The sequence below is a fragment of the Sphingomonas sp. P4_G2 genome (genome assembly GCF_056401155.1).
This window is the reverse complement of record NZ_JBFUJY010000010.1, coordinates 16,945-43,437: the sequence shown is the minus strand read 5'-3', so window position 1 is coordinate 43,437 and position 26,493 is coordinate 16,945. Positions and strand designations below refer to the sequence as shown.

The 26,493-nt window shown below is 64.7% G+C and carries 24 protein-coding genes; 10 read left to right on the top strand and 14 right to left on the bottom strand.

From position 1 onward, the window contains the following. Positions 1-2: 2 nt before the first annotated feature. Both AC1DRD_RS20630 and AC1DRD_RS20625 read right to left on the bottom strand, forming a co-directional pair. Positions 3-1,328 carry an efflux RND transporter periplasmic adaptor subunit gene (locus AC1DRD_RS20630; protein ID WP_478042852.1) on the bottom strand — a complete coding sequence of 442 codons (1,326 nt, stop codon included), beginning with the start codon at positions 1,326-1,328 and terminating at the stop codon, positions 3-5. Next, positions 1,325-1,549 (bottom strand): hypothetical protein, encoded by a 225-nt coding sequence (locus tag AC1DRD_RS20625; RefSeq protein WP_478032224.1) that lies wholly within the window; start codon positions 1,547-1,549, stop codon positions 1,325-1,327. The genes AC1DRD_RS20630 and AC1DRD_RS20625 overlap by 4 nt, the downstream gene beginning before the upstream one ends. A 384-nt stretch (positions 1,550-1,933) precedes the next feature. On the opposite strand from AC1DRD_RS20625, the gene AC1DRD_RS20620 reads away from it, so the two are divergent. Together AC1DRD_RS20620 and AC1DRD_RS20615 are read left to right on the top strand one after the other, a co-directional pair. Further along, the gene (locus tag AC1DRD_RS20620; protein ID WP_478042851.1) at positions 1,934-3,313 is read left to right on the top strand and encodes a sigma-54-dependent transcriptional regulator; all 1,380 of its coding nucleotides are present in this window, start codon (positions 1,934-1,936) and stop codon (positions 3,311-3,313) included. Then, entirely contained in the window at positions 3,303-4,619 is a 1,317-nt protein-coding gene (locus tag AC1DRD_RS20615) for a sensor histidine kinase (protein WP_478032222.1), read from the top strand. The genes AC1DRD_RS20620 and AC1DRD_RS20615 overlap by 11 nt, the downstream gene beginning before the upstream one ends. Before the next feature lie 9 nt (positions 4,620-4,628). Here AC1DRD_RS20615 and dinB read toward each other — a convergent pair whose 3' ends face one another. Further along, a complete protein-coding gene (dinB, locus tag AC1DRD_RS20610; protein ID WP_478042883.1) occupies positions 4,629-5,717 on the bottom strand; it encodes a DNA polymerase IV in 1,089 nt (362 codons plus the stop codon). An 88-nt stretch (positions 5,718-5,805) separates the two neighbouring features. On the opposite strand from dinB, the gene AC1DRD_RS20605 reads away from it, so the two are divergent. The 3 genes from AC1DRD_RS20605 to AC1DRD_RS20595 all read left to right on the top strand — a co-directional run bounded on the left by AC1DRD_RS20605 (position 5,806) and on the right by AC1DRD_RS20595 (position 8,894). Next, positions 5,806-7,293, top strand: a complete 1,488-nt coding sequence (locus AC1DRD_RS20605) for a S41 family peptidase (protein WP_478032218.1) — start codon at positions 5,806-5,808, stop codon at positions 7,291-7,293. A gap of 96 nt (positions 7,294-7,389) precedes the next feature. Then, positions 7,390-8,148: an NUDIX hydrolase gene (locus tag AC1DRD_RS20600; RefSeq protein ID WP_478042850.1), complete on the top strand. Its 759-nt coding sequence runs from the start codon at positions 7,390-7,392 to the stop codon at positions 8,146-8,148. 92 nt (positions 8,149-8,240) lie between these two features. Further along, a complete protein-coding gene (locus AC1DRD_RS20595) occupies positions 8,241-8,894 on the top strand; it encodes an extensin-like domain-containing protein (RefSeq protein ID WP_478042882.1) in 654 nt (217 codons plus the stop codon). 27 nt (positions 8,895-8,921) lie between these two features. On the opposite strand, the gene AC1DRD_RS20590 is transcribed toward AC1DRD_RS20595, so the two are convergent. The 3 genes from AC1DRD_RS20590 to AC1DRD_RS20580 all read right to left on the bottom strand — a co-directional run bounded on the left by AC1DRD_RS20590 (position 8,922) and on the right by AC1DRD_RS20580 (position 10,847). Then, a complete protein-coding gene (locus AC1DRD_RS20590; RefSeq protein WP_066591361.1) occupies positions 8,922-9,476 on the bottom strand; it encodes a hypothetical protein in 555 nt (184 codons plus the stop codon). Positions 9,477-9,707: 231 nt separating this feature from the next. After that, positions 9,708-9,983: a hypothetical protein gene (locus tag AC1DRD_RS20585; RefSeq protein ID WP_478032216.1), complete on the bottom strand. Its 276-nt coding sequence runs from the start codon at positions 9,981-9,983 to the stop codon at positions 9,708-9,710. A 132-nt stretch (positions 9,984-10,115) separates the two neighbouring features. Next, the gene (locus AC1DRD_RS20580; protein ID WP_478042849.1) at positions 10,116-10,847 is read right to left on the bottom strand and encodes a Bax inhibitor-1/YccA family protein; all 732 of its coding nucleotides are present in this window, start codon (positions 10,845-10,847) and stop codon (positions 10,116-10,118) included. 131 nt (positions 10,848-10,978) lie between these two features. Between AC1DRD_RS20580 and thpR the strand changes: the two genes are divergently transcribed. After that, positions 10,979-11,521: an RNA 2',3'-cyclic phosphodiesterase gene (gene thpR, locus AC1DRD_RS20575; protein ID WP_478042848.1), complete on the top strand. Its 543-nt coding sequence runs from the start codon at positions 10,979-10,981 to the stop codon at positions 11,519-11,521. Positions 11,522-11,759: 238 nt separating this feature from the next. Here thpR and AC1DRD_RS20570 read toward each other — a convergent pair whose 3' ends face one another. Next, positions 11,760-12,296, bottom strand: a complete 537-nt coding sequence (locus AC1DRD_RS20570) for a superoxide dismutase family protein (RefSeq protein ID WP_478032213.1) — start codon at positions 12,294-12,296, stop codon at positions 11,760-11,762. Between the two features lie 134 nt (positions 12,297-12,430). Between AC1DRD_RS20570 and AC1DRD_RS20565 the strand changes: the two genes are divergently transcribed. Beyond that, complete coding sequence (locus AC1DRD_RS20565; RefSeq protein ID WP_478042847.1) at positions 12,431-13,933, top strand: DUF4403 family protein; 1,503 nt, start codon at positions 12,431-12,433, stop codon at positions 13,931-13,933. A gap of 265 nt (positions 13,934-14,198) precedes the next feature. Here AC1DRD_RS20565 and AC1DRD_RS20560 read toward each other — a convergent pair whose 3' ends face one another. The 3 genes from AC1DRD_RS20560 to AC1DRD_RS20550 all read right to left on the bottom strand — a co-directional run bounded on the left by AC1DRD_RS20560 (position 14,199) and on the right by AC1DRD_RS20550 (position 16,904). After that, positions 14,199-15,281: a hypothetical protein gene (locus AC1DRD_RS20560; RefSeq protein WP_478042846.1), complete on the bottom strand. Its 1,083-nt coding sequence runs from the start codon at positions 15,279-15,281 to the stop codon at positions 14,199-14,201. Beyond that, positions 15,269-15,994: a VC0807 family protein gene (locus AC1DRD_RS20555; protein WP_478042845.1), complete on the bottom strand. Its 726-nt coding sequence runs from the start codon at positions 15,992-15,994 to the stop codon at positions 15,269-15,271. Before AC1DRD_RS20555 ends, AC1DRD_RS20560 begins: the two co-directional genes overlap by 13 nt. A gap of 112 nt (positions 15,995-16,106) precedes the next feature. Further along, entirely contained in the window at positions 16,107-16,904 is a 798-nt protein-coding gene (locus AC1DRD_RS20550; protein ID WP_478042844.1) for an SGNH/GDSL hydrolase family protein, read from the bottom strand. A gap of 115 nt (positions 16,905-17,019) precedes the next feature. Here AC1DRD_RS20550 and AC1DRD_RS20545 point away from each other — a divergent pair, with 115 nt between their 5' ends. After that, positions 17,020-17,409, top strand: a complete 390-nt coding sequence (locus AC1DRD_RS20545) for a DUF6632 domain-containing protein (RefSeq protein WP_478042843.1) — start codon at positions 17,020-17,022, stop codon at positions 17,407-17,409. 202 nt (positions 17,410-17,611) lie between these two features. Here AC1DRD_RS20545 and AC1DRD_RS20540 read toward each other — a convergent pair whose 3' ends face one another. Next, the gene (locus tag AC1DRD_RS20540) at positions 17,612-18,463 is read right to left on the bottom strand and encodes a hypothetical protein (RefSeq protein WP_478042842.1); all 852 of its coding nucleotides are present in this window, start codon (positions 18,461-18,463) and stop codon (positions 17,612-17,614) included. 189 nt (positions 18,464-18,652) lie between these two features. Next, positions 18,653-19,813 (bottom strand): hypothetical protein, encoded by a 1,161-nt coding sequence (locus AC1DRD_RS20535; protein ID WP_478042841.1) that lies wholly within the window; start codon positions 19,811-19,813, stop codon positions 18,653-18,655. A gap of 218 nt (positions 19,814-20,031) precedes the next feature. On the opposite strand from AC1DRD_RS20535, the gene acnA reads away from it, so the two are divergent. Beyond that, positions 20,032-22,722: an aconitate hydratase AcnA gene (acnA, locus tag AC1DRD_RS20530; protein WP_478042840.1), complete on the top strand. Its 2,691-nt coding sequence runs from the start codon at positions 20,032-20,034 to the stop codon at positions 22,720-22,722. 674 nt (positions 22,723-23,396) lie between these two features. Then, a complete protein-coding gene (locus AC1DRD_RS20525; RefSeq protein ID WP_478042839.1) occupies positions 23,397-24,089 on the top strand; it encodes a hypothetical protein in 693 nt (230 codons plus the stop codon). Between the two features lie 36 nt (positions 24,090-24,125). Here the strand turns inward: AC1DRD_RS20525 and AC1DRD_RS20520 are convergent, their stop codons facing one another. Both AC1DRD_RS20520 and AC1DRD_RS20515 read right to left on the bottom strand, forming a co-directional pair. Next, positions 24,126-25,817 carry a putative bifunctional diguanylate cyclase/phosphodiesterase gene (locus AC1DRD_RS20520; RefSeq protein WP_478042838.1) on the bottom strand — a complete coding sequence of 564 codons (1,692 nt, stop codon included), beginning with the start codon at positions 25,815-25,817 and terminating at the stop codon, positions 24,126-24,128. Positions 25,818-25,890: 73 nt separating this feature from the next. Continuing rightward, positions 25,891-26,481 (bottom strand): Smr/MutS family protein, encoded by a 591-nt coding sequence (locus tag AC1DRD_RS20515; protein WP_478042881.1) that lies wholly within the window; start codon positions 26,479-26,481, stop codon positions 25,891-25,893. Positions 26,482-26,493 lie beyond the last annotated feature (12 nt).

Below are 26,493 nucleotides of genomic sequence, written 5' to 3'. Positions count from 1 at the left end.
ATTCACTCCTTCGCGTTCGAAAGGTCGAGCCGATCCTTGTCGGCGAAACCGGTATAGGGGCTGGTGATCACGCGCTCGCCGGCATCGAGCCCGTCGAGCACTTCGATATAATCGGGATTGCGGCGGCCGAGCCGGACTTGCCGCTTCACGGCGCTGTTGCCGTCGGGGGCGACGACGAAGACATAGGCGCCGCCGCTCTCATTATAGAAGGCACCATTGGGGATCAGCTTGGCCGGCGCGGGATCGCCGAGCGTCAGCTTTGCTTGCAGCGTCTGGCCGCGCTGCACGCCTTGCGGCTCGTCGCCGAGGAATTGCAGATCGACCTGGAACTGGCCGTTCTGGACCTGCGGATAGATTTTCATCACTCGCGCGCGGAAGGTCTTGCCGTTCCAGTCGACGCTCGCCGACTGATTGACCTGGACGCGCCCGAGATAGAATTCGTCGACGCCGGCCTGGAGCTTGTTCTTGCCCGGTGAGTCGATCTGGCCGATCCGCTCGCCACGCTGGAGCGACTGGCCGATCTGGATCGAGAAGCCCGACAATTTGCCGGTCACCGGTGCTTTGAGGTTGAGCGCATCGAGATTGGTGCGGGCGATGCCCAGACCCGCCGACATCGACTTCATCGATGCCTTTTGCTGGTCGAGCTGGCCCGACTGCAGCCGTTCGTCGCTTGACTGGCTGCGCTGGAGCACCGCGAGGCGGCGCTGCTGATATTGGTAATTGTCGGCCGTGTCGTTGAACTGCTTGCCCGACACATAGCCCTTCGCCGCCAGCGGTGCCTCGCGCTCATATTGGCGGCGCGCCGTGGTCAGCGCGAGTTGGGCATCGAGGATCGCGCGCTCGTTGGCCAGGCGGGTCTGCGACAGCGCCAGCTCCTGGCTGCGCATGTTGTTGATCTGCTGCTCGACCTCGGTCTGGCGCGCGAGCGTCGAGAGCTGAAGTTCGGCATTGGACAGCATCGCGATCGGCTGGCCGGCGACGACATCGGTGCCGTCCTCGACCAGGACCTTGTCGACCCGGCCGCCCTCGATCGAGTCGATATAGACGGTGAGCAGTGGCGTCACCTTGGCGCGCAGCGGGATGAAGTCCTCGAAGCGACCGGTCTGCACGGTCGAGATCGTCAGCCGGTTCTTGGTCACCGTCTGCGACCCCGCGCCGGGCATGAACCACCAGAACAGCAAGGCGAGCACCAACACAGCGCCGGCGCCGATCGCGATCTTGACGTTGCGCGACAGGCCGCGGCGCTCGACCACCTTGTCCATCTGGCTGCCGCTGACCGCCCGGTCAGGGGTGGCGGACGCCGCCGCCTTCAACGACGCGATATTCACGAACGCTCGCTCCCGATTTGCAGCAGGAATAAAGAGTGTCCGTTTCCGGACACGGGTGTCCGGAAACGGACAGTGTCACTCTGGAGCGAGAAGGCGATCCGGACCGAGGAAATCTGGATCGCGCCGCTCCAGTGCGACGCCGGCTGAAAGAACAGCACCCAGCTCACGCCGAGTAACACGAGCACCGTGAGGAGTTTGCGGTTGGCTGCCGTGTCTTTCATCGGTTCTGTCCACTTGATTAGGTTGCCAGTACCTCAGCAGGATGCGTGCCAATTGGGTTTGGGTGGTGCTGGCCAAGCCTTCTTTCCCGTCGTCACTCCGGCCTTGCGCCGGGGTTCGCCGCGCCTCCGGGTATGACCGCCGTTGGGCATACCAGCCTCTCCCCGTCATGCCGGGCTAGTCCCCGCATCCACCGTGCCCTGCACCCCTCACCTTGGGATACGCGGCACGGTGGACCCCGGCACAAGGCCGGGGTGACGCTCTTGGGAATCGGGCCACGATTTCCTTTCCCGTTGGCCGCAGGGGATATCCGAACGCTCCCCCAAAACCCTCTGGCACGGAAATTGATTGTCCGTATTCGGACAGTGGCTGTACGGAAGCGGGCAATGGCGGCACCGGAATTCGATCTCTGCATCATCGTCGATGACGACGAGGATATCCTGGTGGCGGCGCGGCTCGCGCTACGCGGGCTGTTTCGCGAGTTGATCACCGTGTCGTCGCCCGAGCGCGCGATCGCCGCCACTGCCGGGCGCCAGCCCGACGTCATCCTGCTCGACGCCAATTTCGCGCGCGGCGCGACCGATGCGCGCGAGGGGCTCGCATTGCTCGATCGGCTGCTGACCAACGATCCCGAGGCGATCGTGGTAATGATCACCGCGCATGCCGGGGTGAATGTCGCGGTCGAGGCGATGAAGCGCGGCGCGACCGATTTCGTGTCGAAGCCCTGGGAGAATGAGCGGCTGGTTCAGACAGTGCGCACCGCCGCCGCGCTGCGCCGATCGCGCGCCGCCGCCGATGCGCCGACGCCGACACCGGCATCATCGAGCGCGGCGCGCGGGCCGTCGCCGCTGATCGGCAGTGCCCCTTCGATGGCGCGCGTCCATTCGCTGATCGCGCGCGCGGCGCCGACCGAAGCGAATGTCCTGGTGCTCGGCGAAAACGGTACCGGCAAGGAATTGGTCGCGCGTGCGCTGCACCAGCAATCGCACCGCGCCGATCGCGAGATGGTGACCGTAGACCTCGGCGCGATCGCGACCGAGCTGATCGACTCCGAATTGTTCGGTCACGTCAAAGGCGCGTTCACCGACGCGCGGACCGACCGCGTCGGCCGCATCCAGGCGGCCGATGGCGGCACCTTGTTCCTCGACGAGATCGGCAATCTGCCGCTCCATCTGCAGCCCAAATTGCTGACCGTGCTCGAACAGCGCAAGGTCACGCCGGTCGGGGCGAACCAGCCGATCCCGGTCGATATCCGCGTGATCGCGGCGACCAATATGACCCCGGCGATGCTACGCGACGAGCGCCAGTTCCGTCAGGACCTGCTGTTCCGGCTCAATACGGTGGAAATCGACCTGCCCCCGCTTCGCGATCGCCGCGAGGATGTGCCGGCGCTGATCGACCATTACCTCACTCTCTACGCCGAGCGCTACAAGCGGCCGCGCCCGGACCTGTCGCCACAGGCACTGGGCGCGCTGGTAGCGCATGACTGGCCCGGCAATGTCCGCGCGCTGCGTCACGCGGTCGAGCGTGCGGTGATCCTGGCCGGCGATGGCCCGTTGGAGACCGACGCCTTCGCCCTCGCCCCAACGGCGATGCCACGGGTCACCGCCGAGCCGGTGGTTTCGGACCTCAATCTCGATCGCGTCGAGCGGCGGCTGGTCGAGGAAGCGTTGAAGAAGCACGGCTATAACATCTCGTCCGCCGCGCATGAGCTCGGCCTGTCGCGGGCCGCGCTCTACCGCCGAATGGAGAAGCATGGGCTTTGACCGCCGCTTCGCGCTGATCCTGGTCGGCTGGCTGGTCGCCTGCCTGCTGGCGCTGATCGCGCTGACGGTGGCGATCGCGACCCCGGGTCTGGCCGCGGTCAGGATCGTCGCCGGCCTGCTGGTGCTCGGCATGGTGGGCGGCCTGCTCCACCATATCGACCGCACCAATCGCACCGTCGCACGCTTTGTCGAAGCCTTGCGCTACGGCGATTTCTCGACCCGGTTCGACGGCCGCGGCGGCGCCGGGTTCGACACCTTGGGCGGCGCACTCGACGCGGCGATGCGCGGGCTGCAAGCGCAACGCGACCGCACGGTCGAGGAGTTGCGCTTCCTCGAAGCGCTGACCGACGATGTTCCGGTGGCGCTGCTCACGGTCGATGCCGATCACGGCGTGACCTTGGTCAACAAGGCGGCGCGACGCCTGTTCGCCGCGCACCAGGGTACCCGGCCGGAGGATTTCACCGTTTATGGCGAAACCTTCGCGTCGCGCCTGGCCGATGGCGCCGCGCCCGCGGCCGAATTGCTGTTGCTGCGATCGGCGACCGGACCGCAGCGCGCGATCGTGCGCAATGCCTCGCTCGAGCGGCTGGGGTTGACGACGCGCGCGATCACGGTCGAACCGGTCCAGGGCACGCTCGACGCGATCGAAATGGCGGCGCAGACCGACCTGGTCCGCGTCCTGACGCACGAAATCCTCAATTCGTTGACGCCGGTGACCTCGCTGGCGTCGAGCACGGCAGAGGTGCTGGCCGAGCAGGAGCCCGATCTCGATCTCGCGCGCACCGCCGCTGGAACGCTCGCGCGCCGCGCCGAGGGGCTGGAATATTTCATCCGATCCTACCGCGCGGTCGCGCATGTTCCCGACCCACGCCGCCAGCGGTTCAAGGCGGCATCGTTCGTCCGCGACCTCGAACGCCTGTTCGCCGCTGAATGGCCCGACATCGCGCTCAAGACCGAGGTGACGCCCGATCTCGAACTCGATGCCGATCCCGATCTGCTCGCCCAGGCGCTGATCAACCTGTTGCGCAACGCCGCCCAGGCGACGCGCGAGCGCGACGAGCATCTGCTGGTCGAACTGCGGTTGCTCGGCGACCGCACAGGGACGCGCATCCTGGTGGCGGATCGTGGTCCGGGCGTGCCGGAGGCCATGCGCAACGAGATCTTCCTGCCGTTCTTCACGACAAGGGCCAAGGGCACCGGCGTCGGCCTCAACCTGGTACGCCAGATCGTCATCGCGCATGGCTGGACGATCGAGGTCGGCGAAGGTCCGGAAGGCGGCGCGGAGTTCAGGCTGTTCGTGCGCTGACCGACGCCATCAGGAAATCGTGTCGGGAAGCAGATTCAGCTCCGGCTCCCCTGCCCCCTCTTCTTCCAGCGTCGCCAAGGTCACCCCGACGAGCCTGATCCCCGCCCGCAGCGGAAACAACGTCGCCACCAACCGTTCGGCCACCGCGATCAGATCGGCATGGCTGGCGATAGCAACGCTCAGCGTTTTGCTCCGCGTGACGATGCGGAAATCGGCATAGCGGACCTTCACCACCACGGTCTTGCCCGTCGTCCGGGTTCGCTCGCACCATGCCCAGACCTGATCGGCCATCCGCCGCACCTGCTCGATTACCTGGTCCGGCGTGGTCAGATCCTGTTCGAAGGTGGTTTCCGAGCCCGACGATTTGCGCGGCCGATCGGGGGTGACCTCGCGATCATCCTCGCCATGGGCGATCTTGTGATACCACAACCCCGATTTGCCGAAATGCGCCTGGAGGAACGCAGGATCGCGCTCGCGCAGATCGGCGCCGGTGAGGATTCCCAGCCGGTTGAGTTTCTCCGCGGTGCGCGGTCCGATGCCATGGAACCGGCCGACCTCCAACCCGGCGACGAACTCGGCGCCGGTCCCGGGCGGGATGACGAATTGCCCATTGGGCTTGTTGTGGTCCGAGGCGAGCTTGGCGAGGAACTTGTTGTACGAAATCCCCGCCGAAGCGGTCAGCGCGGTCACGTCGAAGATGCGCGCGCGGATCTCCCGCGCGGTGGCGGTGGCGGAGGGGAGTTCGCGCAGATTGGCGGTGACGTCGAGATAGGCCTCGTCGAGCGACAACGGCTCGACCAAAGGGGTATAGTCCTCGAATATCTCGCGAATCTGGCGCGACACGCTGCGATAGACGTCGAACCGGTGCGGCACGAAGATCAGATCGGGGCATCGGCGTATGGCGACGACCGATGGCATCGCCGAGCGCACGCCGAACGTGCGCGCCTCATAGCTCGCCGCCGCGACGACCCCGCGCCCGGTCGCCGATCCCACCGCCACCGGCCGCCCGCGCAACGCCGGATCGTCGCGCTGTTCGACCGAGGCGAAAAAGGCATCCATGTCGATATGGATGATCTTGCGTACCACAATGGACGAAATGACGCCCCCTCATGCCCTTGGCAACCGTCGGCGACCGGCGCAGGATGGTGCCGGGGCTCGCGAGAGGCGCCGGGTTGAGAGGGGTCATATGAGAAATAATCGCTTTGCCAGGGGCTTGAGCGCGATCGCCGCGCTCGCGATGGTTTCGAGTTGCGGCGGTGGCGGATCGGCGAGCGGAACCGGAGGAACCCCGACCCCTACCCCCAGTCCGACGCCGACCGCGACTCCGACACCGACGGCTGCGGGCTGCACATTGCGCGAGCGCCAGGATTGGGCCTTCGCGCAGCTCAAGGAATGGTATCTGTTCCCCGACACGCTGCCGGCAAGCCTGGACCCGACGCCCTATACATCGGTCGAGGATTATATCGACGCGCTGACCGCGACCGCGCGCGCGCAGCACAAGGATCGCTATTTCACCTATCTGACCTCGATCGCCGAAGAGGATGCCTATTACAATTCGGGATCGAGTGCTGGCTTCGGCATCCGGTTGGGGTTGACCAGCAGCAACCGCCTGTTCGTGACCGAAGCATTCGAGGGCGGGCCCGCGCTGGCGGCGGGGATCGATCGCGGGACGGAAATCGTCGCGATCGGCACCAGCAGTGCGAACCTGCGCAACGTCACAGACATTATGGCGACGTCCGGTTCCGCCGGGCTGACCGAGGCGCTGGGTCCCGACACAGCGGGCACGTCGCGCGTATTGCGGATAACGTCGTTGACCGGCGCGACCAGCACCGTCACCGTGACCAAGACCCAATTCGCGCTCGACCCGGTGTCGAGCCGCTATGGCGCCAAGATCATTTCCGATGGCGGGCAGCAATTCGGCTATATCAATCTCAGGACCTTCATCAATCCGGCCGAGCAGCCGCTGAAGGACGCCTTCCTGCGGTTCAGGACCAACGGCATCACCAACATCATCATCGATCTGCGCTACAATGGCGGCGGGTTGATCTCGGTCGCCGACCTGATGGGTGACCTGATGGGGGCCAACCGCGCGCCGACCGACGTGTGGGAATATATGACCTTCCGTCCCGAAAAATCGGCGTATAACAGCAACCACACCTTCACGCCGATGTCGCAGTCGATCGCGCCGACCAAGATCGCGTTCATCGGCGGCGGCGGCACCGCGTCCGCGAGCGAGCTCGTGATCAACGGCATGGTGCCCTATCTCCACGCCAATGCCGCGCTGATCGGCTCGAACACTTATGGCAAGCCGGTCGGCCAGATCGCGCTCGACAAGACCGCGTGCGACGACCGCTTCCGCGTCATCGCCTTCGCGATCCAGAACGCGGCGCATAACGGCGCTTATTATGACGGCCTCGCCAGCTTCATGGAGGCGAGCTGCCAAGCCGGCGACGACATCTCGTACCAGCTCGGTGACCCGAACGAGCAATCGACCCGTCGCGCGCTCGATTATCTGGAAGGCAAGAGCTGCACCCCGGTGACGGCAAGCACCGGCGCACCCGGTACCGCATCGCAATCGAGCAAGACCCAGCTATCGGTGATGGAACAGTCGCGCCAATTGCTGACGCCCGATCGGCCGTCGACGCCGCAGCGCGAGGTGCCGGGACTGTTCTAGGCTCCGGTAGCGAAAGGACGCTATTCGCGAGGGATCGAGCGAGACGAAGGTCGGCAAGAGGTTGCGACAGGCGGGCTACGGCTTAAGTTGGCCGCAATGCCCGAAAACCAGTCCCCCATTCCCGCCGCGACCCTGATCCTCTTGCGCGATCGCGGCGGCATGCCGCCGGAAATCCTGATGGTCGAGCGCGCCAAGGCGATGGTGTTCGCCGGCGGCGCGCTGGTCTTTCCGGGCGGGCGAGTCGATCCCGGCGACCGGGCGCTGGCGGCCGAACTCGGTCGGGATGCCGAGGATGCGCCGGCGCGGATCGCAGCGATCCGCGAAACGATCGAGGAAGCGGGCGTGCCGGTGGGGCTCAGCCCGGCACCCGACGCTGCGACGCTGACCGTGCTGCGCGAGGGTCTTCATGCCGGCGAGGCGTTCGGCCTGTTGCTCGATCGCCATGGTCTGTCGGTCGATCTCGACGCCTTGACCTGGTTCGCGCGCTGGCTGCCCGCGCATGCCCATATGCGGATCTTCGACACACGTTTCTACCTCGCCCGAGCGCCCCAAGACGCCGCCGCAGCGACGGTCGATGCCACCGAGAATGTGCGCCTGTTCTGGGCGAGCGCAGCCGAGGTGCTTGCCGAGTGCGATGCCGGCCGCGCGACGGTGATCTTCCCGACCCGCCGCAACCTCGAACGGCTGGCGCAATATGACAGCTTTAGCGAAGCCGTCGCCGCCGCGCATGCCTTCCCGCCACGCACGATCACGCCGTGGAGCGAAGAGCGGGAGGGCGTGCCGCATCTCTGCATTCCCGACGATCTCGGCTATCCGGTAACGAGCGAAGCCCTGACCAGGGCGATGCGGGGATGACACGCCGCCGCAGGCGTCGCGCGCGCCGGGCGCGCCGTGCCCAACGGCGCGGTTGGACCACGCTCGCCATTTTCGCCGCATTGTTCGTCCTGATGCTCGGCGTACTCCATTTTCGCAATCGGCCGCAGGATCTGCCCTGGACGGCGCTCGATCTCGGCCAGCCGGTCGGGCTATTCACCGGGAGCAAGCTTGCCGCGCTCGACGGTGATTATCCGCAATGCCGCGCGCTGCTGGAACGTGCCGGCGTGCACTTCGCCGAACTCGAGCCGATCGAGAAAGGACAATGCGGCTATGCCGATGCGGTGCGGCTCGATCCCGGCGGCGCCCGCGCGATCGGGTTCGATCCGACCAAGCCGGGCATGGCATGCCCGGTCGCCGCGGCGCTATCGATGTGGGAATGGAATGTCGTCCAGCCCGCCGCCTTGCGCCATTTCGGCAGCCGCGTCGCGACGTTCGAGCATTTCGGGACGTATAATTGCCGCCCGATCGCGGGCAGCACGCATCTCAGCCAGCATTCCTATGCGCGGGCGATCGACATTGCCGGGTTCGTGCTGGCGGATGGGCGGCGGATCACGGTCGCGCGCGACTGGCGGGGAGAGGACGAGAAAGCGGGGTTCCTGCGCGAGGTTCGCGATGGCGCGTGCGGGCTGTTCTCGACCACTTTGTCGCCCGACTATAATGCCGCGCATCACGACCATCTGCATCTCGACGAGCAGCCGCGCGGCGGGTGGCGGGCCTGTCGCTGAGCAGCGTCAGGCCCGCCTGAAGGAAGTTCAGTTCGGCAGTGCTGCCGAGGTGTCGACCTTTTCGACCCAGGCTGGGAAGAAGCTCGGCTGACGGTTCGACCAGCCGGACGCGGTCGCCGCGGCCTCGCTGATCGACTGCAGCAGCTTGCGGCGCAAATCGGGGTGAAGGTGCGGCAATGCCGCCGCCGCGCAGAAGGCGCCGGGCAGCCACGGCCGAACCTCGGCACCGATCAGGCGCTCGTAGAGGAAGCGATAGGCCGAGAAAGTGGTCAGCCGGCCCTGCCCCAGGTCGAACGCGCTGACCGTGATCAGCGGCGCCATGAAGATCTCGACCGAGTCGAGCCCGCTATCGTCGGGGACGATCGTGCGAATCTCGTCGAGCCGGTCATAGACCCGCGCCTGGGCGCGAATCGATGCCGCCTCCACGGTATCGCGCGACCAGCGCGACAGCGCGTCCTCACGCTCCAGCCCGACATCCAGGCTGCGGCGCACATAACGCTGCGTCGCTGCTGAAAAGCCCGCGAACTCTTTAATCTCGGCCAATGTCATCGCGCCGTCGGCCGGTCTCTTGCTGGCACTCATCTCGAACACCCCACCCGCTTACCAATGGAAGGGCATCATGCGCTCAGATGGTTAACGCCATGCTTAACGCGTCGTCGCCCTGCGTTAAGCATGGAATCATAGACTGTGTTGCGGCGCAACAAAGTTTGCGACGAAGCGAGCTCTACGCGCAGATCGGTCAAAAAGTGAGGGTTTTGGGCAACGCTTTGTTACGCCGCCGGCGTCCCGGGTGTCCGTCGCGACGTTGGCGGGTCAGCTATCCTGCTGCCGCTCCGCCTCGGCCGCTTCGTCGAAACCGGAGGATTTGGGCGGCTCGCCCTTGTCGCCGGGTTGCGTCGCCGATGGCGGGTCCGAGGCATCCATCGATTCGTCGAGGCCCCGGTCGAGTTGGGCGTCCTGGTTCTCGGGGTCCTTATCGAGCCGCTTCTGGATCGATTGGTCCTGGCCGGCGTCCTGGCGCGGGTCCTGTGCGACATGCTCGGCGCCGTCGGTCTTGCCGTCGCGCTCGATTGCTTGATTGTCGGTCACGTCACCCTCCTACTCGGCCCGAATGGGCCTGATGTTACGCAAGCAAAACGTACGGGTGACGGGTGATGTTCCAACGAAAAGGCCCGGCGAATCGCTTCGCCGGGCCAATTTTCGCGTCGCTGTCGCGTCCGGTTAGTTGCGGCTCGAGCCGAACAGCCGGAGGATGAACAGGAACATGTTGACGAAGTCGAGATACAAGCTGGTCGCCGCCATGATCTTGGCGCGGCCTTCTTCCTGCGTCCCGGCGACATAGCTGTACATCGCCTTGGTCCGCTGCGTATCCCACGCTGTCAGACCGGCGAAGATCAGCACGCCGACCGCGCTGACCACCAGCGCCAGCGGGCCCGACTGCAAGAACACGTTGATCAGGCTGGCGATAATCAGGCCGACCAGGCCGACGATCAGGAACGAGCCCATCGCGGTCAGGTCACGCTTGGTGGTGTAGCCCCACAGGCTGAGTGCCGCGAAGCCGGCCGCGCTGGCGAAGAACGCCTGACCAATCGCCAGCGGCGAATAGACCAGGAAGATCGTCGACAGGCTGAGGCCCATCACCACCGCGAAGCCCCAGAAGGTCGCCTGCAGCGCGCTGTTGCTCATCTGCTTGAAGTTCATGAACAGGATGAAGCCCAGCGGCGCCAGCGTGATCACCCATTTCAGGATGCCACCGCCGACGAACACCTGCGCCGCCAACCCGCTCATCGCGAACGCCATCGCGACGACACCGGAAAGCAACACGGCCGAGGCCATGTAATTGTACACGGACAGCATGAACGATCGCAGTCCCTCGTCATACGCGGCGCCGCGCGCGTCGACCGCCGCACCGAAGGGCGCCATGCCGGAACGGGGATCAGACCAATTGGCCATCGAAAACTCCTTTGCCCAGCCACAACGGCCGGATGCGACCAATATCGTTGGTCCTGGTGCGCTATTCAAGCGAAACACGACAGCCAGCAACATTCGGAAACAATCGGCAAATGGATTAAGGACGTTTGGCCATGCACCGCCTGTTCGTCGCGCTCCGTCCGCCGCCCGACATCCGCCGCCGCCTGACCGAGCCGATGGGCGGCGTTCCCCATGCGCGCTGGCAGGATGACGAGCAGCTTCACCTGACGATCCGCTATATCGGCGAGGTCGACCGGCCAATGGCCGAGGACGTCGCGCTGGCGCTGGGCCAGGTCCATGCCGCGTCGCCGCGCGTAGCGATCCACGGCGTCGGCGCGTTCGACAAGAAGGGGCGAGTCGATGCCTTATGGGCAGGCGTCGCGCCGCACGACGATCTGGCGCGACTGCACAAAAAGGTCGATCAGGCACTGGTCCGGCTGGGCCTGGCGCCCGAGGGGCGCGCTTACCTGCCGCATATCACGCTCGCACGCGTTCCGCGCACCGCGGGTTTCGGGCCGGCGCTCGAACGCTGGATCGCCGATCATGCGGCGTTTTCGAGCGAGCCATTCGAGTTCGGCCACCTGACGCTCTACGAAAGCCACCTGACCGGCGAAGGCGCGCGGTACGAGCCGATCGCGCGCTGGGCGCTGGATTGAGCACTAACGTCATCCCCGCGAAAAACGCCTCCGTTTGAAGATTTAGAAGGGATCGACTTCGCACCCCAATTCGTCATGCCGGGCTCGTCCCGGCATCCACCGGGCAGCTAAGCCTAGCCCTTGAGCCTCGTGTCCCGCGCTTGCGGCACGGTGGACCCCGGCACAAGGCCGGGGTGACGCTGGGAGTTGGGCGCGCTGAACATCCATCCGCCCCAAATACGGGGACGTCGTCTAAGCCCTACCCCTTCGCCAACACCCCGCAAGCCACCCGCGCGCCACTATTACCCGACGGATCGGTCTTCAAATCGTCGCCCGCCGCATGGATGACCATCGCCGCGCCGTCGGCATCCATCAGCGCGTCGAAGCTCCCGCCGGCCAGCCGCGTGGTCAGCGTGCCGCGCCCGTCGGCGCCGATCATCAAATTGGGCATGTCGCCTTCGTGCGGGCCCTGCGGGTTCATCGATCCGTGCTTCATGTTGGTCGGGTTCCAATGCCCGCCCGCGCTGGCGAAATCGGGCGCCTCGCACTTGCCGACGGTATGAAGATGCGCGCCGTGCATCCCGGGCGGCAGATCGCGGGCATCGACCGACACGCTGAGGCCGCCATCGACTTCGCGCACCGTCACCTTGCCGACGTCCTTGCCCGTCGCGGTCATCAGAGTCGCGGTCGCGATCCGACCGGCGGCCACGGACGGGGCTTCCGTGCTCGTCCCGTTGGTCGTGCATCCCGCCAGCATTATCGGTGCGAGCGTCATCATCGCCGCCAGTCCGCGCATCCCGTTTCTCCCTGTGGTCCGATCGCGACAAGTATCGGCGCGGCGCGATTGTTCCGCAAGCGTCGCGCGGCAGCGATTTTGCTCGCGGCCCGCTTGCCCCATGCTATCGGTGAGGGCGACAGGGAGAACCAAATATGCGCGGCAAGTGGTTGCTGTTGCTGACGATCGCGCTGGCGGCATGCGGCCGCGACCAGAACGATCCGCGGCCGCCGCGGGTCGATACCGCGCCGGTGATGCCGAAGCTCGCCTCCACCCTGGTGGTGCCGGTCGACGTGCGGCTCGCCGACCTGGAGAGCGAGCTCAACCGCGCCACGCCGCAGACCTTGTGGTCGATCGACCAGCGCGAGGAGAAATGCGTGCCGGCGCAACGCCTGACCGCCTGCGCGATCAAGCGCAAGGACGGCAGCTGCCGGATCGGCATCAAGAAGCTGAAGGTCACGCCCGATCTGTCGTGCCGCATCGTCGGCCAGGTGACGCGCGGACGCATCGCGTTGGGCGGCAGCGGGGGCGATATCGTCATCACCTTGCCGGTCCGCGCCACGGTCAGCGCGCAAGACGTCGGCGGGATCATCAAACGCGAGACCGCGACTGGCGCCGCCAGCGTCCGCGCGGTGGCGAAATTGGGCATGACTCGCGCCTGGCAACCGACCGCGACGGTGCGCATCGCCTATGACTGGACCAACCCGCCCGGCGTCACGATCCTGGGCAAGCGCATCACGTTCGTCAGCAAGGCCGATGCGAAGCTGGCGGGCGTGATCGCCGGGCTGGAACGCAGCCTGCCGCAGCAACTCGCCAAGGTTCAGGTGCGCGACAAGGTGGCGGCGGCCTGGCGCGGCGCGTTCAGCACCTTGCTGCTCAATCGCGACAAGCCACCGGTGTGGATGCGCGTCACCCCGCAACGATTGGGGGTGCAGGGCTATAGCGTCCAGGGTCGCAACCTGCTGCTGACCATCGCGGCGGAAGCGAATGCGGAGACCTTTGTCGGGATCAAGCCCGACGCGCCGCCCCCCGCGCCGCTGCCCCCGGCGTCTCCGCGCATCGGGCAGCGCGGCCTAAGGTTCAACATCCCGGTGCTCGCCGATTATGGCGAGCTGGAGCCGGTGGTCGAACGCGCGCTGGCCAAACGCGCCGCACGGGGCATCACCTTGCCCAAGCTCGGCGCGGTCGATGTCAAATTCGGGGACGTGACGATCTACGCGACCGAGAACGGTCGGCTCGCGGTCGGCGTGCCGGTCCGCGCGAAGCTAAAGAGCGGCTATCTCGGCGAGCGGCGCGGCGAGGTCTGGCTGACCGGCCTGCCGTTCAACGAGCCCGATTCCGAAGTGATCCGGGTCGACGCGCTGCAGATCAAGACGCGCAGCGACAGCAAGGCGGTCGACCTGATGGTCGCGCTATTCACCGATCCCGAGACGATCGGCTCGATCCAGGCCGCGCTGACCGAGAATTTCGCCAAGGATTACGACCACGTCCTGACCGCGGCGCGCCGCGCCTTGGCCGAGCGGCGTGAGGGCGATTTCCAGCTCACCGCCAAGATCGACGAGGTCCATCACGGGCGGATCATGGTGACCGGCGGCGGGCTGTTCCTGGCGGTCGAGGCGCGCGGGGCGGCGAGTGTGCTTTATCGCCCGCGGCGGTGAGTGGGCGGGTTAGCTTGGTTGGGGACTCATATTCCCGTCGTCATCCCCGCGGAATCCTGCCGTCACCCCAGCGCAGCCTCCCGTCACCCCAACATACTCCCGTCACCCCAGCGAAAGCTGGGGTCTCTGGCGAAGGCGCGATACTGCTTGAGATCCCAGCTTTCGCTGGGATGACGAAGTAGGTGATGCACCTCCGCGCCTCCGCGCGACCCCTCTTCCCTTCTTAGCGCCTTAGCGTCTTTGCGCGAGAAAACCCCGACCGACCTCAGTCCGCCGGACACGCCCCATCCCGCACCCCGCTGACACTCCCCACCCCCAGCACGATCTTGGCCCGCCGCTCGAACGCCAGCGCCTGCCACCGCCCGCTATTCCCGACAGCAGTACGGCTGCGCAGGAAGGTCAGGCTCATCAGCTCATATTGCTCGGGGTCGATCCGCCCGGCATCGATCAGGCAAGTCCACGCCGCGACATTCCATTGCCAGTCGCCCGCGATGCCATCCTCGTCGATCGTCCGCGCCAGCGCGCCATACCAGTCGACGATCGCGCGCAGCCGCGGCCAGCGCTCGGCCGCGGGCATCGCCGCCAGCTTGGCGCGGAGCCGCGCGATATCCTCGTCGGCCGGAAAGCCACCCTGCTGCACCCGCGTGTCGATCGCCCAGCGCACCTTGCGCATGGTGATCGGCTCGCCCGCGAAGATCCGCAGCAGGTCGAGCCGTACCTGATCGAGCAAGACGATATAGGCGTCAGCCTGCACCTGGAGCATCGCGTCATTCTCGAACAGCGCGGTCAGCTCGGCGGCGAGCACCGGCGACAGCGTGCCCTTGGCATCCTCCGCCGCCAGGATCGCATCGCGGCACTTCTGCGCGACCGGCACCGCGAGGCAGTCTTTCGAGAACAGCAATTTGCCATAGGTCGGCGCCAGCGCGTTGCGCGTCCGTTTGAAGTCGCGCCGATGCCGGAACTGCTTGCGCCACGCGGCAAGCACCGGCTGCAGGCTCCCCGTCCCGAAATTCCACTGCGCCATCCCGACCGAGATCAACTGGCTGTCGAAATTGCCGGTCGGCGTCGCCCAGCAGCCGGAAGTCTCCGGGATCGAGGTCTCATGCATCCGCGCGAAGATCGCGGCGCGGTCGAGCCCGATCTCGGCGAGACGCGCGGCCGCGGCGGGATCGATGCGGATGCTGGGCGTGTCGGCGACGGGGCGGCAGGGCGGCAGTTCCTGCGGCGCGGCCCGTCCAGCTGACTGCGGCACGGGCAACGCAGGCGCGGCGCCCGGCCAGGTCTGCGCCAATGCGGGTGAGGCCAGCACGACCAGCATTGCTACCGCCGCCGCTGTCAGGTGCCGCATCCTCGCCCGCCCGCGCCGGCTTCGACACCAGCCGCCGGCTGCGCCATTGCCGCCCGCCGCGCCTCACCGCGGCGCCGGGCGCGCTGGCCGTAGAGGAAGGTCCACAGCGTCAGCGCGCCCATCGTGGCGTAGCCGACGATCGGCCCGACGATCAAATAGGTGCGGATGCTCAGCGCGAAAACCAATGCCACCGACACCGCGACATTGGCGAGCAGGCCCAGACCCCATACCAGGGTCATCACCGTCATCGTCCGGCGGAAACCGGCATGGACCTGGAGCGCCTCGAACGCCTGCGCCTCGTCCGCCGACTTGCGCCGCATGCTCGCCCGCGCCAGCTGATAGATCAGCGGCTTGCCGATCAGCGCCGAGCCGAGAAAGACCAAGGCGATCACCCCGGTGACGAGGTTCTCGCGCAGCTGCAGGAACTTGGGCCCGCCACCGCCGATCATCGCCAGCAGCGACAATATGATGCCGGCCACCACCAGCACCGACAGCGCATCGACCCGGCGGTGGCGCGCGAACTCGACCAGGCTCCAGGCGATCGGCGGCGCCGACGAGAGGAGCAGCGCGCGCACGTCGCCGAGCGGGGCTTCGGCATAGGAGTAGATCACGAAGGGCAGGGTGAAATTGACCAGCGCTTCGACGAGGATGTGGCCGCCGTTGCTGCGGAGGTAGGTCAGGATGCGGGGGATCACGCCGTCACTCGCGGTCACTCGGGGCTCCTCGATGGTCTGGCCATCAGAATCTGGCCATCAGAATAAGGCAGCGGGCAGTCACGGCAAGCCGGGCAGCCGGCGTTCGCCAACAGTTCGGTGATATCGGGCGTCAGGTCATCGCCTGAACGTCGCGGACCTCCTGGCGGATCTTGGCGACGACCGATGGATCGAGACCGGATGGCGCATAGGTCACCGAGCCCACGTCGCGCCCCGACAAGTCGCCATAAAGGACCAGCGCGAACAAATAGCTACCGGCCAGGCTCGGATGGTTCCCATCCTCGGTCAGCGCGATCTCGGGATGGTCGCGTTCGACCGCTGACCAGATCTCGGCGACATTCACCAGATGCGCGCCGGACCGCTCGCCCAGCGCGTCCGTGCTGGCCCGTATCTCGCTTTTGAGCTCCGCCCGTCCGCTGCCGTCGGGATCGCCATCGCCCCAAAGTCGCGATTCATAGGCCCAGTTGACCACCAGGCGCGCGTGTCCGCTCGCGGGATGGGCGGCATCGATGAGCTTGGCGCCATAGACCTGAAAACTATGGGCGAGGTCGTCGGAGGATTGGGCGCGGCTCTCGCCCTGCAGGATGACGTCGTCCCAACGCTGTTTGAGCAGGCGTTGCGTCGCATCGTCGTTCCAGAGGATTTCGAAACTAGCGCCCGAAGGCGCGTCTAGCGTGATCTCCAGTTTCTGCGGGTCGTGCGCGGAATCCGCCATGGCGCGGACCATATCCGGCATGTCGTGATAAAAGGTGCGACTGTTGCCGAGGATGAGGATGGCGCGCGCCGGCCGGCTGTCGAAACTGTCCTCGGCGCGCGCGAGAAGCGCCTTCGCGGAGAGCGGCTGGCCGAACTGGAACCAACCCAGGCCGCAAATCAGTAGCGCGAGGAACACGGAGGGCAGCAGACGCATGACGCTGTATTTGAGCGATAAAGCCGAAGATTCGGTTGATGAAGGGCGGCGGCTGGGCGACGGGCTTGCAAGCCTCCTCAAACGCGTTCAGCCTGCCTGCGGGGAGGATTGTCCGATGATCGGCAAGTACAGCCTGTTGCAGATTGCACTGTTCGTGTTCGGGCTCGTGTCGTGCCTGCTCTATCCGCTATCGATCGTCTGGCCGTCGGGCTGGTCGTGGCATGCGGGGGCGCCGATGGCGTCGCATTATTTCATGATGATCGTCGGCGTGTACGCGACGCTAGGCGTGTTCCTGATGCTCGCGGCACGCAATCCCGCCGCCAATACATCGCTGATCTGGTTCACCGTGGTGTCGAGCGCAGTGCATGCGGTGATCATGGCAGTGCAGGCGGCCGGCGATCCGATGCAGCGCGGGCATCTGCTCGGCGATGTGCCGGCATTGTTGACGGTGGCGGTGGTGCTTGGGGGATTGATGATCGGCCAGGGACGCCGCCGTAGCGTTTAGTTCGGGGGCGGCGCGCGCATTCCGAAGGCAGATTCGTGCATTCAGTAAACTGTCACGGTAACTCCGGAGTTCCTTGCTATGCAGGTAGCAGAATAGGTTAGTGGACGGAGGCCGCAAGGTTGGATGATATATACGGGCAGATCGGCCGGTCTAGTAAACCGTTGCCGTAATTCCTAGATTTCCTACCAGACGAATTAGCGAGCTATCCAAAAACTGCATGATACACATCAATGACAATGCCAGTCATAGCCGTGCAAATGCCATTCCAGTCGTATTTATCGAGCTCTTCCTGATGCTGAAGAGGCCGATAATGAACAATTCCGTTTCTCAAATTATAGATTCGACGCGCTGCCATGGTGGGTAACTCGCCTCGCTTCGGTTGAGGAGCAGTAGAATCCATAAGCGTCAGCACCTGCCTTAAATCTCCCTCCGACGCATCGACAAGCAGGCTGGCCAAACTCCCTTCCTCTCGCGGGTGCCAATTTAATTTATCCTCTAGGACCGCAGACACCTCCTCCCAGGAGTTGGGGAGCTTTAGCCTATCTACTATCGCCTTCGCACTCTTATATGAGTAAAGAGCTTCTAAACATCTATAGAGAGACAAGAAAAATGTCGTCGGATCTTCATCAAATATTGATCGACAGAGAGTTCTATATGGTAATCTTTTCGGATCTAGCTCCGTGAGACTACTCAAAGTCCCGGAAAGGACATCATCTACCCAAGAATCGGTGAATTCTATTTCTTGGAGACACATTTTAAAAAAAAGGTTTTCGGCGGCGAACTTGTATCCGGTATCGCGATATGCCATTATTTTAGGATATAACGATGAAACCTCTTCCCATCCATATCCAGAATACCCGACGACGCCCGCGTGATCGTATTCAATGACATCTTTTATTTCATTTGCGGTCGCCGTTGGACGAGGAGCCAGCTCCGAAGCTATTACAATTAGCAACCCCGCGCCAACTTGCACTTCGCCAAAGTGAGGAGGCGGCGTAGTCTGATCGAATCCAACTGTGCAGACGTATTCTCTCGTCCCGACGGAAATCTTCACAATCTTACGCGTAGGGCCAAAACTAATATAATGTGATACCGTTCCCTTACGAAGAATTACCCGTTCTACACGATTTGCCTTAATCCAACGCCCGGATCCAGAATCCTTGATCTCGACGTCCCTTGATCGACAAAAATTTATCAGCTGTCCAAATATGGCCTGATTTGCTATTTTGCCATTTCGGCTCATTCAATTTGCCCGCCAGCAAGGCTCCAAACTCTCTAGTTTGAATTTCTCTTCAATGAGAACTTGAAAGGCGTCAAAGAACACACCGCGCTCATATCGACCAACCTGACCAACCCTGCGATCAAGTGTTTCTGCTAGCACGTCTAGCTTTAAAAAACTGCCCAATTCTTTGGCATTCATCTTTCCCAAACGGGAAACAAATTCTGTAGAACTCTTGACGATTTGTTTCATACGCAGCGATTTTTGGGATACATCCCGATCCATTCCAGGTCGTCCAAGAACATGCTGGGCCACGGCGACTATAAAGCCGATACGAGCCGGCTGACCGTCAAAAATATTTCTTCCCTTGGAAAATCTCCCCCCGCCAGAACCCTCATAACGCGAAAAGGTGATGTCTAATTTGGACATAACGCCCACGGCATCGTAGAAGTACTCTTGGAACCCGGTATCTGATAAGCTTTCCACGAAATCGAGCCGCGAAAATTCGTCTGACAAGGCCTCTTTGGTATCGACGTTCGTTTTCCGAACCGAAAAGGCAATATACAGTTCGACTAACGCATCACTGCTAAACTCGCCACCTGCTACCCTTCGACCCGGTTTATCGGGTGTCATAATTCTCTCGATCTCCGGCACTCTTTGTTCGAGTTCAGCAAGTAGCGGAGAGAAAACCACAGAAAGCTGTCGAGCGAGAGTCCAAGGAACCTGCCCAGTATTCAGGACCAACATTCTGTATACCATCGTGCGAACACTTTTGGTTATCCAGAATTCAACCCTCATCATGTGTTTTTTCACAGACACGTCTTGCGCTACGGCCTCTGAAAAAGCCGCGGTTCGCTGCATTCCGTCGATGATCGAGAGGTTTTCAATAGAGGATGTCGGTAGAAAATCGCCTGGTGATTTGGCTTTCAAGTTGGGATAACCGCCAAACGTACGGTCATTTACCACTGCACCGATTACAACGGGCGGAATCACAGCGCCGCGTCGAATGTCGCTGACAAGGCGATCTCGTATTCTTTTTGCTGTAGTGGTGCGCAGCGTGTCTCTCTGCCCAGTCAGAGCTCCTCGCGCCGAGTGAGCGGATTTGACCATATCGAGATATTCGCCGATTTCGATCGACGTTTGGACGGAGAAGCAATCTGTTCGTCTATCGAATAACCAGTCCATGGACGCTTTCCCGATAATAGACGGCCTTGCTAGGCAACTGTGCCTCGAAAAGCAAAGCCCCCCACCCTTCCCCCACCCCCTCCCCCCTGCTATCGGCCCTCGCGACTCTCGCATTCGCCCGTTCGGGCGCGCTCGCGCGGGACGCCGGCCTTTTCGGTCTCAGGCGCCCGCCTCCCCGCCGCGCCCGCGACCGGCCACACAGGGAAAGGACCCTTTGAATGACCGCCATCGGCCAGGACACGCTCGGCACTCGCGACACGCTCTCTGCGGGCGGCAAGAGCTACGATTATTTCTCCCTGGCCAAGGCGAGCGCCAAGCTCGGCGACATTTCCCGCCTGCCCTTTTCGATGAAGGTGCTGCTCGAAAACCTGCTGCGGTTCGAGGACGGCGTGACCGTCACGCCGGCGGATTGCCAGGCGATCGTCGATTGGCAGCAGAACCCGGTCGCGCCCGATCGCGAGATCCAATACCGCCCGGCGCGCGTGCTGATGCAGGACTTCACCGGCGTGCCCTGCGTGGTCGACCTGGCGGCGATGCGCGACGCGATCACCAAGCTGGGCGGCGACGCGGCCAAGATCAATCCGCAGGTCCCCGTCCATCTGGTCATCGACCACTCGGTCATGGTCGACGAATTCGGCACGCCCAAGGCGTTCGGCGATAACGTCGACCTGGAATATGCGCGCAATTTCGAGCGCTACGAATTCCTCAAATGGGGATCGAAGGCGCTCGACAATTTCTCGGTGGTGCCGCCGGGCACCGGCATCTGCCACCAGGTGAACCTCGAATATGTCGCGCAGGCGGTGTGGTCGTCCAAGGAAAAAGGCGAGCGCGCCACGGCGGGCGCGACGATCGCCTATCCCGACACTCTGGTCGGCACCGACAGCCACACGACGATGGTCAATGGCCTGGGCGTGCTCGGCTGGGGCGTCGGCGGGATCGAGGCGGAAGCGGCGATGCTCGGCCAGCCGGTGTCGATGCTGATCCCCGAAGTGATCGGCTTCAAGCTGACCGGCGCGCTCAACGAAGGCATCACCGCGACCGACCTGGTGCTGACCGTGACCCAGATGCTGCGGCAAAAGGGCGTGGTCGGGCGGTTCGTCGAATTCTATGGCCCCGGCCTCGACAGCATGACGCTGGCCGACCGCGCGACGATCGCCAACATGGCGCCCGAGTACGGCGCGACCTGCGGCTTCTTCCCGATCGACGACAAGACGCTCGATTACATGCGCCTGACGGGCCGCCCGGACGAGACGATCGCGCTGACCGAGGCCTATGCCAAAGCGCAGGGCATGTGGCGTGACGCGGGCGCCGCCGATCCGATCTTCACCGACACGCTCGAGCTCGACATGAACGAGGTGGTCGCCAGCCTGGCCGGGCCGAAACGCCCGCAGGACCGCGTCAGCCTGAACAAGGTCGACGAAGTGTTCAACGGCGACCTCAGCAAGATCTATCACAAGGAGCGCCCGCAGCGCGTCGCGGTCGAGGGCATGTCGCACGATATCGGCGATGGCGACGTCGTCATCGCCGCGATCACCAGCTGCACCAACACCTCCAACCCGTCGGTGCTGGTCGCCGCGGGTCTCGTCGCGCGCAAGGCACATGCCAAGGGCCTGATGCCCAAGCCGTGGGTCAAGACCAGCCTGGCGCCCGGATCGCAGGTCGTGACCGACTATCTGGTCAAGGCGGGGCTGCAGGCCGATCTCGACGCGATCGGGTTCAACCTGGTCGGCTATGGCTGCACCACCTGTATCGGCAATTCGGGGCCGCTCGCCGCGCCGATCTCGGCCGCGATCAACGAGAACGATCTGGTCGCCGCCTCGGTCCTGTCGGGCAACCGCAATTTCGAAGGCCGCGTCAGCCCCGACGTGCGCGCCAATTTCCTCGCCTCACCGCCCTTGGTGGTCGCTTATGCGCTCAAGGGCACGGTGACCGAGGATATGGTCGAGACCCCGATCGGGCAGGATCAGGACGGCGTCGACGTGTTCCTGAAGGACATCTGGCCGACCAATCTGGAAATCGCCGATCTGATGGCGGCGAACATCGACTCCGGCATGTTCAAGCATCGCTATGGCGCGGTCTATGAAGGCGACGAGAAGTGGCGCGCGATCGACGTGCTCGGCTCGGACACCTACACCTGGCGCGCCGGGTCGACCTATATCCACAACCCGCCCTATTTCGACGGCATCACGATGACACCGGCGCCGGTCGCCGACATCATCGAGGCGCGGCCGCTCGCGATCCTGGGCGATTCGATCACCACCGATCACATCTCCCCGGCCGGATCGATCAAGGCCGACAGCCCGGCGGGCAGCTTCCTGCAGGAGCATCAGGTCAGCCGCGCCGACTTCAACTCGTACGGCGCGCGGCGCGGCAACGACGAAGTGATGGTGCGCGGTACCTTCGCCAATATCCGCATCAAGAACGAGATGGTCCCCGGCGTCGAGGGCGGCATGTCGCGTTACGACGGCGACGTCCTGCCGATCTACGACGTGGCGATGAAGTTCAAGGCCGACGGCGTGCCGATGGTGATCGTCGCCGGCAAGGAATATGGCACCGGATCGTCGCGCGACTGGGCGGCGAAGGGCACCAATCTGCTCGGCGTGCGGGCGGTCATCACCGAGAGCTTCGAGCGTATCCACCGCTCGAACCTGGTCGGCATGGGCGTGCTGCCGCTGCAGTTCGCGGACGGCGTGACGCGCCAGACGCTGGGGCTGACCGGCGACGAGACCTTCACCATCCGCAACGTCGCCGGCCTGCGCCCGCGCCAGGATGTCGAGGTCGAGCTGACCCGCGCGGATGGTACCCAGACGACGTTCACGACGCGCTGCCGGATCGATACGGTCAACGAGCTGGAATATTTCCTCAACGGCGGGATCCTGCAGTACGTTCTGCGGAACTTGGCGGCGTAAGGGCCTCTGTTCCCCTCCCGCTCGCGAGTTCGAGGTCGGTCATGCCCCCGGCATGACCTGGTCGACGCGGGGCGTCGATCACCTCGAACTGGGTTAGGGGAGGGCATGTCGGTGCGGAGCTGTTCGCTCAAGTTACACCCCGTCATGCCGGACTCGTTCCGGCATCCAACGAGCCGCGGGCGCCGGGCTTGAGGCACAGTGGACCCCGGGACAAGCCCGGGGTGACGGCGGAGGTTGGCTACGCTCGTCCTACCCCGTCATGCCGGGCTCGTCCCGGCATCCACTGGGCCGCAGGCGCGTCAGCCTGAGATACGCCGCACCGCCGTCCTACCCCGTCATGCCGGACGTGTTCCGGCACCCAATGAGCCGCAATGGCTTCAGCTTGTGGCGCGTTGGGCCCCGGCACAAGGCCGGGGTGACGATGGGATTTGAGCCAGCTTCGGGGACTCATCGGGCTGCCTGGCTCGCGAGCGCCAACACGCCCTCCCAGCATCAGGTGAAACAGCCCCCGGCTGTTTCAGCTCGTCCGGGGGACGAGCGACCTGCATGCTCCCTCCCGCACGCGGGAGGGGAACACCTACCCCAGCGACACCGCTGCCACCCCCTAACCGATTGACGGCGCACGATGATCCCGGCCATAGGCTCGGCCTCGTCTCGGATGGGAGAAGACGCGGATGGGTGCGATATCGGCGGTCTTCTATTTCCTGGGTCATCATCCCTTCCTGGCGATGCCGCTCTATCCCCTGGTCGCCTGGGCGATCGGCGCGGCGCTCGCCCGGTTGACGCGATGGCGGGGATGGCTGTTCCTGGGCGTGCCCGGGCTGATCCTCGCGGCGATGAGTCCGTTCTTCGGCTCGGCGGTGAATGCGATGTTCCTCAATGTGGTCGGAACCACGGGCAGTGCGGTGATCGTCCATTCGGAGGAAACCAGCTCGACGCTGAACGACAACAATATCTGGTATTACCAGGTCGTGGTGCGGACGGCGGACGGGCGCAATGTCGAGACCGATTTCGACACCATGACCGCGGCGCTCTATCCGTGGCGCAACGAGATCCAGATCCCGCCGGACGGCGAGCGCTTCGTCGTCAAATACGTCCCCGCCTTCCCGCGCAACATCGCGATCATGGTCGACCAGTCGCCTTATGGACGACAGCGCCTGATCGCCCGCGACAGGGAACCGGTAGAGACCGCCACGGCGAAACTGCAAGCGGCGCCCGACGACCCGAAATTCCGCGACGACCTCAGGCAGGCGCTCGTCACGTTCATCGCCAAGCACGCCGCCGACGGTGACCCGGCGCTGCTGGCGACCTATCGCGCGCGGCTGGCGGCACTGGACGCAACATCGGCGGCCGCGCGGCACAACTGACGGATTTCCGAAACGCCTGTGGGTGGCGGAGGCCGCTCAGGCCACCGACACCGCGCCGGTATCGCGATCGCGCGCGGCATTGCGGGACCAGGTCAGGAACGCTTCCTCGTCCATCGGTTGGGCGATGACATAGCCCTGGATGACGTCGCAGCCGATCACGCGCAGGACATCGGCTTGGTCGGCCTGTTCGATCCCTTCGGCGACCGCTTCGCAGCCCAGGCCGTGGATCAGGCCGATCACCGATTGCGCGATCAGCCGCGTCTCGCGGCGGGTGGTGACATGTTCGATCAGGCTGCGGTCGAGCTTGATGCGGTCGATCGGCAATTGGCGCAGACGCGACAGGCTGGAATGGCCGGTGCCGTAATCGTCGATCGCGATCGTCGCACCATCCATGCGCAACGCCGCGATCGCCTCGATCACGTCTTCCGAGCAATGCATTGCCAGCGTCTCGGTGATCTCGAGCTCGAGCAACCGCGCCGGGGCGTTGCTTGCCAGCATCGCTTCGCGCAGGCGGCGGAAGAACATCGCATGGTCGAGCTGACGCTGGCTGATGTTGATCGCCAGCCGCTGTTCGACGCCCAGATCGGCCCAATGGCGGATCGTCGCGGTGACGCGGCCGATCACCCATTCGCCGATCTCGACGATCAACCCGGTCTCTTCGGCACGGGGCAGGAAGCTGCCGGGCAGCTTGACGCCCTCGGTCGGATGCTGCCAGCGCAGCAATGCTTCCGCCGCAACGATGCGGCCGTCCTTCAGCGATACCTGGGGCTGATAGACCAACGTGAATTGGTCGCGGTCGATCGCGGTGCGCAGATCGACTTCCAACTGGGCACGGTCGGCGAGTTCGGCGGCGAGTTCCTCGGAGAAATTCTCGGCGCGGCCGCGGCCGGTCGCCTTGGCATGGTACATCGCAGCGTCGGCGGCGCGCATCAGATCGTGCAAGGTGGTGCCGTGATCGGGGCGGAGCGCGATGCCGATCGAGGCGCCGATCTCGATCTCGGCACCGGCGATGTCGAACGGCTCGGTTAGCGCGAACAGCACGCCGCGGCCGATCCGCGACGCTTCGCGCGGATCGTCGAGGCGGGGGAAGAACATGGTGAATTCGTCACCGGCCAGGCGACCGATCAACGGCTTGTCGGTAACCTCGTCGATCGAGATGCTGTCGGCCACCGCGCGCAGGCGATTGGCGACCATGCCGAGCAGCATGTCGCCGGTGGCATGGCCCATCGTGTCGTTGACCGCCTTGAAGCGATCCAGGTCGATGAACAGCAAGGCGGCGATCTGCCCGATCGGCATCTGGGCAAGCTGACGCTCGGCCGATCGGCGGAAATGGGTGCGGTTGGGCAAGGCCGTGACGGGATCGAACATCGCCAGCCGGTGGACGCTGTCCAAATTCGCCGCGACTTGCTGGAACAGGCCATGCATCGCCTCCGCCAGATGCGGGACGGCGGCGCCGATATCCTCAGGGATAGGGCTGTCGAGGTCGCCATGCGCCGCCTTGGCGATGCGCGCGATCGCGGAGTCGATCGCCGCCGCGGTCGAGGCGATCGAGCGCTCGGCGGCGGCCCAGGACAGCACCGAACAGACGATCGCCGGGATCAGCGCGCGGCCCATCGTGTCGGCGCTGAGTTCGCCATGCGCGGTCGCCAGCAGCGCGAGGATGAACACCATCGCGCCGGCGCACAGTGCGAATACGATCGCCCGGCCTTTCAGCGATGCTGATTCCATTGCGCCCGAAAAGTCCCCGTCTGGTGGGCTGTCGAAGCGCCCCCGATGAAGACAACAGTGTGACGGGAAAGGGTTAAGAAATTCGTGCCCCGCGGGGTCTGCGCAACACAATATATAGTGCTCCCGACCCGCCATGGCGCGGGTTGGCGCCTCTGACCGCGGCGATGGAGTCGGCGTGGCGCGAGGCGTGCAGCCAGTCGCCAACCGCCGCGCGGATCGCGCCGCGCGCATGCGGCCGCTCGCTATCGGGCCGCGGCGGCTTGCCGGTGATCAGCAGGATGACGCGGTCGCCGCGCGCGATCGAACGGCCGAGCGCATCGTCGAGCATGGCATAGGCCGAATTGAGCGTGTGGCCGTGCAGGTCGACCGTCGCGTCGGGCTGAACCATGCCGCGCGACAGCCGCTTGTCCCAGCTGCCGTCGAGTGTGGTGCCGGGGGTGGCAGGAGGTGCGACCTTCTTAAGCCCCTCCCCTTCAGGATCGTCAGGTAAACCGCGCCCCGCGCGGTTTAGGTCAGGCCGGGGGCCTGACCGACCTGACGATGGGTTGGGGTGGGGCCTGGCAACAGGCCGAGGAGCTTGAGGCACTGCCCCACCCCCAACCCCTCCCCCGAGGGGGAGGGGCTTTACCGCCTCGCGCCCAGGCATCGGCTTCACCGTCGCCATCACCCGCGCCCA